Origin of the sequence: Pseudomonas flavescens, from assembly GCF_013408425.1 — a bacterium.
Lineage (GTDB): Bacteria > Pseudomonadota > Gammaproteobacteria > Pseudomonadales > Pseudomonadaceae > Aquipseudomonas > Aquipseudomonas fulva_A.
Window position 1 is genome coordinate 3,080,869 of record NZ_JACBYV010000001.1, and the last position, 13,418, is coordinate 3,094,286.

At 62.9% G+C, this 13,418-nt stretch carries 3 protein-coding genes; all 3 read right to left on the reverse strand.

What is annotated here, in order from left to right:
- Positions 1-119 precede the first annotated feature (119 nt).
- Complete coding sequence (locus FHR27_RS13815; RefSeq protein ID WP_179538839.1) at positions 120-11,063, reverse strand: Ig-like domain-containing protein; 10,944 nt, start codon at positions 11,061-11,063, stop codon at positions 120-122.
- A 327-nt stretch (positions 11,064-11,390) separates the two neighbouring features.
- Positions 11,391-12,407, reverse strand: a complete 1,017-nt coding sequence (locus FHR27_RS13820) for a histone deacetylase family protein (RefSeq protein WP_179538840.1) — start codon at positions 12,405-12,407, stop codon at positions 11,391-11,393.
- Positions 12,408-12,485: 78 nt separating this feature from the next.
- A complete protein-coding gene (locus FHR27_RS13825) occupies positions 12,486-13,418 on the reverse strand; it encodes a 2-hydroxyacid dehydrogenase (protein WP_179538841.1) in 933 nt (310 codons plus the stop codon).

The window sequence follows — 13,418 nt, forward strand, 5'->3', positions numbered from 1 at the left end:
AAGCTCTCTGGAAAGTCGAAGGCCCGGATGATCCGGGCCTTCGACTGACATGAGGCGATCGATGGGGACGTACAGCGTGCCCCTTACCGGCGCGTCCGTCAGTCAGGGGGCCCGCAGACTCATGCCACGATCAGTTGGTGGTTGGCCAGCAGGGTCGCCAGATCCGTGCTGACCCCATTGAGGGTCAACAGTACCGTCGACTCATAGGCCGAGCCATCACCGTCGCGGTCGATGCTTACCGTGGTGTTGCCACCACCGGAGGTCACCGACAGAAACTGGCCGATGGTCTCGTCGCTGGCGATGGTGGCGACACCGTTGATGTAACGAGCCCCACCACCAGCGGTGTAGCCCACCAACAGGTCGGCAAGGTCGATACGGTCGGCATCCGGTGTGGCCTGCCAGGTACCGATGGTGAAGCCGTTGACCGTGTCGGAGCCATTGCCGCCTGCGGCATCCGCCATCGAGCCTTCCAGCACTCGGTAGAGCAAGGTGTCACGGCCGCCGTTCACCAGGTTGAAGGTATCGTCGCCACCGCGGCCTTCGAAAAGGTTGTCGCCTGCGTCGTCGGTGAAGGTGTCATTGCCCCCTGCCCCGGCGATGCCTTCGATGTCACTCAGGGTCACGGTGTTCCAACCGGTGTTCTGCGCCGTGGTCTGACTCAGGTCGATGGTCAACGCGGTGCTGCCCGCCAGCTTGAAGTCGACGATATCCATACCGCCCGTGTTGCTCCACGACTTGTAGTTCGACTCATTGCTGGTACCGCCGCCACCCTCGTAACGCTTGGTTCCCAACGTGGCGAAGAAGGTATCGTTGTAGCCCGTACCCACCACACCGGCGCCAATGGTATCGGAGGCCTGGGCCTCTCCCTGGGCCGTCAGGACGTAGGCCGAGTCGGCAGCACCGGCCTTCAGCCCGCCCCATGTCGAGTTGACGTTGTCGACGCTGTAACCCGCCACATCGCTGCTGGCGCCCACATGGCTGGCGGTACCGCCGATGTTGCGCAGCAGGATGATGCTGTAGGTTTCGTTGGCATCGAGACCGTAGAAGTCGACGATGCTGGTGCTGTCGTTGGTCTGGCTACCGGATTGCGGATTGATGATCTGCGTCGAAACCACCTCACCTGCCGAGTTGACCAGCTTCACCGTATTGCCGAAGTAGGTCGTGATGCCCTGGGGGTCGAGGATCCGCACGTGCATGCTGGTGCCGTCGGCGATCGTATTGGTGTTGCGTACGTAAGTGGTGGTGCCGTTGCTGGTGAAGATCAACAGGTCCTTGGCGCCGTCGTAATCGACGTCGACGCTGATCATCCCGGTGACCGGATTGCCCGTGACGACGCCTGCCTGACTGATGGCGCCGCTGAACGTGGTGGCACTGGCCGAGTCGCTGGCGAAGGTCGAAGTGGACTGCAGGTAGTAGGTGTCGAAGCTCACCGTACCGCCCGACGTCTGATTGACGTAGAGGTTGACGGTGCCGGTTACGGAGGCTGTGCCCACGCCGATCTGTGGTGCCTCGATGATGTCCATGCGGCCGTCGCCGTCCCAGTCCACTGCCAGCGAAGCACCACCCGGCACGGTGTCGTTGAAGGTGTAGGTACCCGAAGCCGTCCCCACACCCGAGGTGTTGGTCGAGGCCAGGTTGCCCGCTCCGTCGTTGAAGAAGATGGTGCTGTTGTTCTGAGCAGCGGTGTTGGCGCCATACACCTTGCCCATGAACAGGTCCATGTAACCGTCGCCATCGTAGTCGGCCCAGGTCATGGATGGCTCGTTGGCCACGTAGGGAGCCGCGGCGTAGTGCAGGGCGTTGTTGATGATCTGGCTGGTGGTGAACCCGCCAGCACCGTCGTTCTTCACCACCACCAGGCGAGCGGTATTGCCACTGGTGGCCGCACCGGTGGCATTGGCAGCACCGATCTTGTTGGTACCCAACGAACCATGGAATACCACGTCGACGGTGCCGTCGTTATCGAGGTCGACACCGGACACTTCCTGATTCGGCTGCCCATTGCCGGTATTGAGGCCGCCGTTGGCCTGGGTGTAGGTGTAGACGGCGTCCTTGATGAACACACCTGCATTGTTCTGCACGAACTGGGAGTTGTAGCCGCCGGGCGCGGCTGCATCATTGGGAGTCTGATCACCGAACACCACGTCGACGTAACCGTCTCCACGGAAGTCGATGGCAATCACGCCGCCGTACCAGCTGTAGACGTTGGCCAAGCCGTCGCCAGATGAGTTCGTGTCCGCCATCTGCACGGCGGTGTAGGTACCGTCGCCATTGTTGATGAACATCTGCTGACCATTGCTGTAACGGCTGTCGATACCAATGATGTCCATGTGACCATCACGGTTGATATCGATGTAGGTCGCGTTCTGCACCATGTTCATGTTGTCGTTGCCATAACCGGCCCCACCGGTGTTGCTGGTCAACGTCGTGCCGCTGTACTGGGCGATGGTGGCGTTGTCAGTGGCGGTGCTGCGGTACACCACCTGGTTGCTGAAGAACTCCCAGGTACCGCTGGTGCTCATGGTGACCGTGGTGCCCTTGTTGTTGCCGTCGCCACCGGCGGCACCGAAGTTCGCCTCCGGTACCGGCGCAACGATCAACTCGCTGGTCTGCAACCCGCTGGCGCCAAGGCTGCCGTCGCCGTTGACGATCTGAGCGACGATGGCGTGGGTGCCGACCGGCAACTCATCGCTGTCCGGAACCTGGACGTACCAGGTCGAATTGAGGCTATCGACCACCACCGAGCCATCGACGGATGTGTAGGTCTTGCCGTTGATGGTGACGTCCAGCTGAGCGCCGTCCACCAGCGCATAGGGAATGCGGCCAGTGATGATCGGCGTGGTATCCAGCGTGGTGAGTGCATTGACCTCGATGATGCTGGTCAGGCTGAACGTGGCCGACGGGCTACCCTCGTTACCCGCCATATCGGCAATCACGGCGGTATAGGTATGCACGGTACCGCCGATGATGCTCTCTGCGGGAATCGCGAACGACCAGGTATTCCCCGTTACCGTGGCAGTACCCAGCAAGGTGGTGCCTTCGTAGATATTGACGCTGTCGGTGGCCTCGATGGCGGCAGACAGCGTGCCGTTCAGGACCGGCGTGGCATCGTCCGTGGTCGAGCCGGTGGGCAGGTCGCCGGTGAGGGGGCCGAAGTCATCGGTAAAGCTGTCGATGGTCACCGTCTGCGTGGGCGCCACGGTATCGATGATCAGCTCGAAGACGTTCGACGCCAGCCCTTCGTTGCCCGCTGCATCGACCAGCCGCGCCAGATAGCTTTGGCTACCGTCGCTCGCATCGGTCACCTGAAAGGTCCACAGACCATCGCTGACCACCGCCACGCCGAGTACGGTGCCCCCCTGATAGATGCGAATGAAATCCCCAGGCTGCAGGCCGGTGACGGTTCCCTTGAGCAACGGCGAATTGTCATTGGTGGTGGTTCCACTGGGGAAGTCACCCACCAGCGTCTCGACGTCATCGGTGAATGCCGTTATCACCACGTCGTAGCCGTCATCGATGCTCGGCGCCCGGGTGTCGACGGTCAGCATGAAGTCGTTGGATACCACGCCCTCGTTGCCTGCTGCATCGGCCAGCACCGCTCTGTAGGTGTGGCTGCCTTCGCTCGCCTGCACCACCTCGAACGTCCATGTACCACCGGTGACAGTGGCTGCGCCAAGCAGTTGCGTGCCTTCGTAGATACGAACCAGGTCACCCTCTGCAAGGCCCGTCACGGTGCCGCTCAATACCGGTGAGATGTCATTGGTGCTGGTACCGCTGCCGAAACTACCGACTTGCGCCTCCACGTCATCGGTGTAGGAGACGATCGCTACCGCGTAACCATCCTCGGCACTGGGTGCCGTGGTGTCGACGGTCAGGCTGAACGCGTTGGACACCAGCCCTTCGTTACCCGCTGCATCGGCGAGCACTGCCGTGTAGGTATGCAAACCTTCACTGACGGTGGCGAGCTCATAGCTCCAGTTGTTGCCCGTTACGCTGGCGACGCCCAGCAATGTGTCGCCCTCGTAGATGCGTACCACATCGCCACTGGCCAACCCCGCGACCGAGCCCTGCAGAACCGGCGAGGTGTCGTTGGTGCTGGTGCCACTGCCGAAGGTACCGGTCTGTGCCTCCACGTCGTCGACGTAATCGATGATGGCCACGGCATAGCCGTCTTCCAGACTCGGCGCGCGGGTATCGACGGTCAGCGTGAACGGATCCGAGCGAAGGCCCTCGTTGCCGGCTGCATCGACCACCACGGCCGTATAGGTGTGAGTGCCTTCGGGGACATCCTGCAGTTGATAGACCCATTCGCCATCGGTGACGATGGCGCTGCCCAGCAGGTTGGCACCCTCGTACAAACGGACGATCTCACCCGCCAACAGCCCGGCCACGGTGCCCTTGAGCTGCGGCGAGGTATCGTTGGTGCTGCTGCCGCTGGGGAAGTCGCCGACCTGTGCTTCCACGTCATCGGCAAAGGAGTCGATGGCCACGGCATAACCGTCTTCGGCACTCGGTGCCGTGATGTCGACGATCAGGGTGAAGGGGCTGGAAGTCACGCCTTCATTGCCCGCCGCGTCGACCAGTACTGCGGTATAGGTATGGCTGCCTTCGCTGGCATCGCTGACCTGATAGGTCCAGTTGCCCGCCGACACCGTGGCAGTGCCGAGCAGTATGCCCGCCTCGTAGATACGCACCTGATCCCCGGCAACCAGACCGGCGACGGTGCCAGTGAGCAGCGGTGAGGTGTCATTGGTGCTGCTACCGCTGCCGAACTCACCGACCATGGGCTGCTGATCATCGATGAAGGTGGTGATTGCCACCGCATAGCCATCCTCGGCGCTTGGCGCTCGGGTATCGACGCTCAGGGTGAAGGGGTTGGAGGTCAGCCCTTCCAGGCCGGCGGCACTGGTGACGACAGCGGTGTAGCTGTAAGTACCGTCGACCAGACCGGACAGGTCATAGACCCAGGTGTCAGCCGTGACAGTGGCGCTGCCCAACAGGACAGTGCCCTGATAGATGCGCACGCTGTCACCGGCCTGCATCCCCACGACACTGCCGAAAAGCTGGGGTGACGTGTCATTGGTGCTGGTACCGCTGGGGAAGCTGCCCGTTTGCGCTTCCACATCGTCGTTGTAACCGCTGATCGCCACGGCGTAGCCATCGTCCTCGCTCGGGGCGGATGTATCCACGGTCAGGGTGAAGACATCGGAGAGCGCCCCTTCGTTACCCGCTGCGTCCACTACCCTGGCGGTGTAGTTGTAGGTGCCGTCCGCCAGGTCCGACAGGCTGTAGCTCCAGGTGCCGCCCGACACCACGGCATTACCCAGCACGGTACTCCCCTGGTAGATGCGCACCTGCTCACCACTGCCCAACGCGGAAACGGTGCCCTGCAAAAGCGGGTTGGTGTCGTTGGTGAACGTATCGCTGCCGAACTCGCCCGTTTGCGGCTGCTGATCATCCACATACGAGGTGATCGCCACCGCGTAGCCCTGCTCGGCACTTGGCGCGGTGATATCCACGGTAAGCTCGAAGGGGTTCGACACCACGCCCCGATTACCAGCGGCATCGACGATCACCGCGGTGTAGGTGTGGAGCCCCTCGGCGACCGTGGCCAATTCGAACGACCAGCTACCACCACTGACAATCGCAGTACCCAACAGGTTGGTACCTTCGTAGATACGCACCGCTTCGCCTGCGGCCAGGGCCGATACCGTGCCGTTCAGTACCGGTGACTGATCGTTGGTACTGGTGCCACTGCCGAAGTTGCCGGTTTGCGCTTCCACATCGTCGGTGTAGGAAACAATGGCCACGGCGTAGCCACTGGCGGCATCTGGCGCTGTGGTGTCGACGATCAGGGAAAACACCTCAGAGCTCAGGCCCTGGTTACCGGCGGCATCCACAAGGACCGCCGTGTAGTCATGCGGACCTTCACTGGCCTGCACCACCTCGAATGTCCAGGCGCCCCCGGTTACCGCCGCGGTACCCAGCAGGGTAGTGCCTTCGTAGATACGAACCATGTCGCCGCTGGTCAGCCCCGACACGGTACCGTTGAGCACCGGCGAGCGATCGTTGGTGCTGGTGCCGCTGCCGAAAGTCCCGGTTTGCTCCTCCACATCATCGGTGTAGGAAACGATCGCCACGGCATAACCATCGTCTGCGCTTGGTGCTCTGGTATCGACGGTCAGATCGAAGGCACTCGATACCAGCCCTTCATTGCCCGCCGCGTCGGTAAGCACAGCCGTGTAGCTGTGGCCTCCCTCACTGGCATCGACGACTTCATAGCTCCAGGTGTTGCCCGATACGGTGGCGACACCAAGCAGGACGCCAGCATCGTAAATACGGACGAAATCCCCCGTGACCAATCCGAAAACCGAGCCCTGCAGTACTGGCGACGTATCGTTGGTGGTGGTTCCACTGCCGAAGGTGCCGGTCTGCTCCTCCACGTCGTCGACATAGTCGATGATTGCGACGGCATAACCATCTTCGGCGCTAGGCGCCCTGGTATCGACAATCAGGGTGAACGTAGCGGATTGCAGTCCGAGGTTGCCCGCGGCATCGGTCAGGACAGCCACATACTCGTGGGCCCCTTCGGTAACATCCGTCAGCTGGAATATCCAGTTATCACCCGTTACGACGGCGGCCCCAAGCAGAATGCTGCCTTCGTAGATGGCCACGAAGTCGCCCGCGACCAGCCCCGCCACGCTGCCCTGCAGCAAGGGTGAGGTGTCATTGGTGCTGCTGCCACTTGGGAAGTTGCCGACCTGAGCGTCGACGTCATCGGCGAAGGAATCGATGGCTACCGCATAGCCGTCTTCGGCGCTCGGCATGCGCGTATCCAGAATGAACTGGCTGGAGACCACGCCACTGGTACCCACTGCCGTGGTCTGGGTGACACTCACGGTGTAGCTGCCATCGGTCCCTATCGACTCGGACGGCGTGTAGCTCCACTCACCCGAAGCGTCGACCGTCACATCGACAGGCGTGGCGCCGTTGATGACCAGGTGAATGATAGCGCCAGCCACGCCAGTACCGCTGAAGGTCGGGGTAGCGTCGTTGGTGCTGGCTCCATCGGCTACCACGCCAATCACGGGCAGCAGGTCATCGGAGACCACGAGGGTCGGCAGCTCGACATTGCCGGTGAACACGCTGAAGGTCGTACTGACAGGCATGCTGATGTTGCCTGCCATATCGGTCTGCGTGGCGACCACCGTGTAGTCGCCGTCGGCCACCGCCAGGGGCGCCGTGTAGCTCCAGGTGCCATCGCTATCGACCAGTACGCTTACTGCGGCGGCGCCGTTGATCACCAGGCTGATGGTGGCACCCGCCGCCCCCGTGCCCTGATAAGTTGGGGTCTGGTCATCGGTCACCCCGCCGTTGTCGGCAACGTCGCCGGTTACGCTGCCGACATCATCGATGACCTGCAGGGTTGGCGCATTGGGAACTTCGATGCTCACCACGTAGTTGTGCTGGGCCAGGATGGTGCCGACGTTGCCTGCTGCATCGCTCGCGGCCAGGCTCGCATAGACCGAATTGGCGGACGCCAACACATCGCCCGCGACATCCACCTGCCATACACCGGTCGCACCGGTGCCTGCAACCACGCTCGCGGTGTAACTCTGGCTGCCAATGGTCACGGTGACCACGTCACCCAGGGTGAAATCGCCGCTGACCGTGCCGGAAATGGCGTGCAACACGGCAGCGGAGCTTTCCGCCAGGTTGACCTGATCGTCTCCCGCGACGGTATTGATCGCCAGGCTGGTGCTGGACGCATCCGGCACGGCCGTGTCGATGCTGTAGGCACGCTGCGCCTGGGCACTGCCGGGGTTGCCCGCGCTGTCAGTCGAAACGATCGAGGCCGAGGCCGTATAGGCACCATCGGCCCCCAACGCCGAACCCGGGACCTGAACGTTCCAGATGCCAGCCGCATCGACGCCAGTGGTATAGGCCGTACCATTGATGGTCAGAGTCACCACGTCGCCTGCGCTGAACGTCCCGGTGGCCACGCCACTGAAGGTGACGCCAGCCAGGGCTTCGGCGTTGTTGATGATGTTGTCGCCCGCAATGGCATCGATCGACAGGGCGGTGGTCACACCATCGGTCTGTACGGCGTAATGGTGCGACGCGGTGACCGTACCCTGATTACCGGCGTTGTCATGAGCGACCAGGGAAGCATCGATGACGCGATCGGCATCGGCAGCCAGGTCGCTGCCGGCTACGTTGGCGACTACCCAGATTCCGCCAGCCCCCACGCTGCCGCTGTATTGAACGCCGTTGATGGTCAGGGTGATGGCGTCACCCACCTGATAGTCACCGGTCACGCTGCCACTCAGCGTCAGCGTGGTCTCGGCCTCGGTCGCGTTGACGATATTGTCGTCGGTGACCGCATCGAAGCTGATGGTGGTGGAGGTATTGCTCGGCACCTCGGTGTCGACCACGTAGCCACGCGTGGCCGTGACGGTCACTTCGTTGCCGGCGGCGTTGCTGGCCAGCAGGCTGGCGTCAATGCTCGAAGCGGCAGCCAGCACATCGCCGGCAACGCTCACACTCCACAGGCCACCCGCGGCCACTGTCGTCGTGGTGATGAAGCTGCCGATGGTCAGGGTTACCACGTCGCCGACGCTGAACTCCCCCGTCACGGTGCCGCTGATGACTTCCGTGTTGCTCGCCGAAGCCTCGCTGGCATTGACGATGTCGTCACCCGCCACGATGTCGATCGACAGAGCGGTTCCCGAAGGCGCATTGAGGTTGACCAGATAAGGGCGACTCGCCGTTACGGTGCCCGAGTTACCGGCAGCATCGTGGGCCAGAACACTCACTTGCACGCTCTGACCGCCATTACCACCCAGCGCACCTGCCGCTACCTCGACACTCCAGGTACCGTCTGCTGCAGCCAATCCGGTGTAGGTACCACCCGTAGCGATCAAGGTGACTACATCGCCAACGCTGTAATCGCCGCTGACAGACCCGGTAATCGTTACCGCCCCGCTCGACTCAACGGCGTTGACGATGTCGTCACCGGTGATGGCATCGATGGTTACTTGCGTGGTGGCGGACGACGGTGCAGCGGTATCGATACTGTAAGCACGCAGCGCCTGGGCATTGCCCAGATTGCCTGCGCCGTCGCTCGAAACGATGGAAGCTGTGGCGGTATAGGCGCCGTCGGCCCCCAGCGCCGAGCCTGCGACTTCGACACTCCAGGTGCCGCTGACATCGACACCCGTGGTGTAGGTGGTGCCGTTGACGATCAGGGTCACCACGTCACCCGCGGTGAACGTCCCGCTGGCGGCACCACTGAAGATGACACCCGCCTGGGCTTCAGCATCGTTGATGACGTTGTCGCCAGCGATGGCATCGATCGACAGCTCGGTGATCACCTGCTCGGTTTGTACGGCGTAGCCGTGCGCTGCGGTGATGATCCCTGCGTTGCCAGCATCGTCATGAGCCACCAGGGAAGCGTCGATGACGCGATCGGCATCGGCGGCCAGATCGCTGCCGGCCACGTTGCCCACCGTCCAGACACCGCCGGCCGCTACGCTGCCGCTGTACTGCACGTCGTTGATGGTCAGGGTGATGATGTCACCCACCTGATAATCACCGGTTACGTTGCCAGTCAGCGTCAGCGTGGTCTCGGCCTCGGTCGCATTGACGATATTGTCGTCGGTAACGGAGTCGAAACTGATGGTGGTCGAGCTACTGTCAGGAACCTCGACGTCGACCGCATAGGCACGGCTGGCCGTCACGGTGCCGGAATTACCAACGCTGTCGTGGGCCAGGATGCTCACCTGCGCGACATGGTTACCATTGCCACCCAGGCCGCCTGCCGGTACCTCGACGCTCCAGGTACCGTCTGCTGCAGCCAATCCGGTGTAGGTACCACCCGTAGCGATCAAGGTGACTACATCGCCAACGCTGTAATCACCCGTGATGGTGCCGGTAACCGTCACCACCCCGCCCGACTCGGCGGCATTGACGATGTCGTCACCGGTGAGCGCGTCGATGGTCACCTGAGTGGTCGAGGCCGATGGGCCGACGGTATCCACCGTCAGCTCGAAGCTGTTGGAAATCTCGCCCAGATTGCCCGACGCATCCACCACCCGAACGGTGTAGAGATAGGTCGCATCCGCCAGACTGGCATCGGTGAACGTCCAAGTGGTTCCGGTAACCGTTGCCTGACCAGCCAGGGTACCGTCGCGGTAGACGTTGACGCGTTCACCCGCGACCAGCTCCGCGCTCAGCGAACCATTGAGCGTCGGTGTGGTGTCATCGGTACTGCTGCCTGAAGGCAGCTCAGCATTCTGAACAGAGCCGACATCATCGGCGAAATTGACGATGATGGCCGTGGTGGTCGGAGCGATGACGTCCACATAGGGCGCGGTCGTTGCCGAGCTGACATTGCCAGCAGCATCCGTCGCTGTCGCAACCACATCACCGGTTGGCTGATCAGCCGGTGACTGAACCGTATAAGCGCCGTTGGCATCCGCCTGAACCTGGCTGGACGTGCCATCCGGGTAAGTCACGGTAACGGTGCTGCCCGCCTCGGCGAGCCCGGTCACGGTGAGACTGCCGTCCGCGTTGACGCCCAGATTCACGCTGGGCGCTGCTGGCGGCGTGGTGTCTGCCTCCTCTGCCTGCGACCGGCTACTGCCATCACCGCGATTGTTGGCTACTGCGATGCCGGCAAGCGCGACGCCGCCCAGCACCCAGGCCACCGTCGAGAGGTCGAAGCTTTCGTTGCCGAGCAGTGGCTCTATGGAATCAATAGGCGTGTATTGCCCGAGCAACTGCATGTCGTCCGCGAACTCGGCGTGCCAGAGCTGCTGACCATCGTCGATGACCAGATCATTCTGCGGGGCTCCCTGCACAGGGAAGAAACCCTGCACCTTGAGCACGACGCCCGATGTCAGGGTGACGACCAGCGTGCCACCCTGACGCTCGATACTCTGCATGTCGGAACGTTTGGTCGCCAATTGGACGACCGAGGGGGCTTGTAGCGCCACCTCATGACTGGCCGTTGAAACTTTCTCGTGGGTCGACTTGTTGACCACAGTGATCAGGTTTTGCATTGCAGCCTCGGCATTTTTTCGGGCAGACGCATGGCCCAGTGCGCGAGACGGTAACAACGCCCCCCTGATCGAAAGCGAAGTCGTGACAATTGTTCACAAGTGTTCACTGAGCGGATGGCAAAGGCCTGCTGAGCGGCACCCCAGTGCAGATCCCGAGGCTTGGAAAAATCCCCATGCAGGCTCTCCACCTGCTCGAGCCACCGCGTTACGTGAGGGTAAGGGCAGAGGTCCTCACCACCTCCGGCACCAGCACCACGCAAGCGGGAGATCGCACAATCGGCAATCGGGGACCTCCAGATCGACTGCCGGCCGCCCAGACAACGATGATCAGCCCAGCAACCCCTTGAAGAAACGCGAGGCGTTTTCGTCGAGGGTGGCGATGTCGTAGCCGCCTTCCTGCACCACCACGCAAGGCAAGCCGAGGGCACGGATGCGACGACCCAGTTCCTCGAAGCCGGCATGGCTTACCGAGACCTTCGACTGCGGGTCGTTCTCGTAGATGTCGAAGCCAAGCGACAGCACCAGCACCTGCGGGGCGAAGTCGCGAAGGGCCCGCTCGGCCTGGCCGAGGTAGGCGAAGAAATCCGCCTCGGACGCGCCATGGGGCATCGGCAGGTTGAGGTTGTAGCCTTCGCCTCGGCCGCTGCCTGTTTCGTCATCGAAGCCTGCCACCACCGGGTAGAAGTTGGTCGGGTCGCCGTGGATGGAGATGTATTGCACGTCGTCACGCTCGTAGAAGATCTCCTGGATACCCTGGCCGTGGTGCATGTCGGTATCGAGGATGGTCACCCTGTCGAAACGAGCCCTGAGCACTTCGGCGGCGATGGCGGCGTTGTTGAGGAAGCAGAAGCCCCCGGCTCCTTCGGCACGGGCATGGTGGCCCGGCGGCCGGCACAGGGCGTAGGCCTGGGGTTCGCCATCGCGCACCGCCGCAGCGGCAGCGACTGCCGCCTGCGCCGACCAGTAGGCGGCCTGCCAGGTATGCTCACCGATAGGGCAACTGCCGTCGGCCAGGTAGCGTGCGGTCTTGCCAAGGATGCCGCGCAGCGGATTGTTCTCGCGGATGAAGATGTTCGACATCACCTCGTCGCCCCAGTCTTCGTCCACTTCGTGCCACTGCGTGTAGGCGTCTCGCAGGTACTCCAGATAAGCGGTGCTGTGCACGGCACTCAGCGGCGCGAGGCCGTGATCCTCGGGTTCGATCAGCGCGAAGCCCAGCTGGCGCGCCATGGCCAGCAGTGGGTCGATACGCGCCGGCACTTCCTGGGGCTCGCGCATCTGCCCGCGGGACAGGTAGGAGCGTGGATGATGCAGACGTTGGTGCGGATGGAAGAAAGTCTTCATGGCGATTCTCGTCAAAAGCGTTGGTCTCGCGGTGCCGGCGGCCAGCGCCGAGGCTGACGGCCAGCAGCGCCTGTCATTTCAGTAGCCCAGTTCAGCGTCGACCTGATTGTTCAAAGGCAGGCCCGCATTCAGGCGTTCGAGGTTGTCGGCGATCTGGCTGGCGATGCAGGCATCGGAGGCGGCCGAGGCCATGTGCGGCGTCACCCACACACCGGGCGCGTGCCACAGTGGCGACGCCTTGCGCAGCGGCTCCTCGGCGAACACGTCGAGCAGCGCGCCACGCAATTGACCGCTGGCCAGCGCTTCGAGCAGATGGCTCTCGTCGACGTGCTCGCCGCGGCCGCAATTGACCAGCGCAGCTCCCTCGGCCATGCGCGCGAACACCTCGTGGTTGAGCAGGCCGCGGGTCGCGGGGGTCAGCGGGAGCAGATTGACCAGCAGGTCGAGGCCGTCGAGAAACTCGGGCAGCGACGCATCACCGGCGAAGGTGGCGACAGCTGGGAGCTCGCGCGCGGTGCGAGCCCAGCCGCGAACGGTGTAGCCAGCCTGCGCCAGCCGCGAGGCCACCGGCGTACCGATGGAGCCCAGGCCCATGACGCCAACCTTGAAGTCACGCGCGGTACGTTGCACCGGCCGCAGCCACTGCTGGCTCTGGCGACCATTGAGCACCTGGTCGAAGCCGCGGTGAAAATGCAGCACACCCCAATGCACGTACTCGGCCATGCCCTGGCTATGATCCGGATCCACCACGCGGCAGACGGGAATCGAACGTGGCCGCGAAGGGTCATGCTCCAGATGATCCACGCCGGAACCGATCGAATGGATCAGCCGCAGCGCCGGCAGCCTGCCCAGGCTTCCGGCTGCGGGGTACCAGCACACCGCGACCTCGGCCTGCTCGGCGCCCTTCTCGCCAGGGCGCAACACCTGCAGATGTGGCGCATGTCGAGTGAACAGACCGGCCAGCCAGTCTTCCAGTTTCGGCTCTCGGCAGAGCAATACGATGCGCGCCAT

Coding starts and splice junctions, on each gene's coding strand:
- FHR27_RS13825 (WP_179538841.1), bottom strand. CDS start 13,418: ATGGCGCGCATCGTATTGCTCTGCCGAGAGCCGAAACTGGAAGACTGG.
- FHR27_RS13815 (WP_179538839.1), bottom strand. CDS start 11,063: ATGCAAAACCTGATCACTGTGGTCAACAAGTCGACCCACGAGAAAGTT.
- FHR27_RS13820 (WP_179538840.1), bottom strand. CDS start 12,407: ATGAAGACTTTCTTCCATCCGCACCAACGTCTGCATCATCCACGCTCC.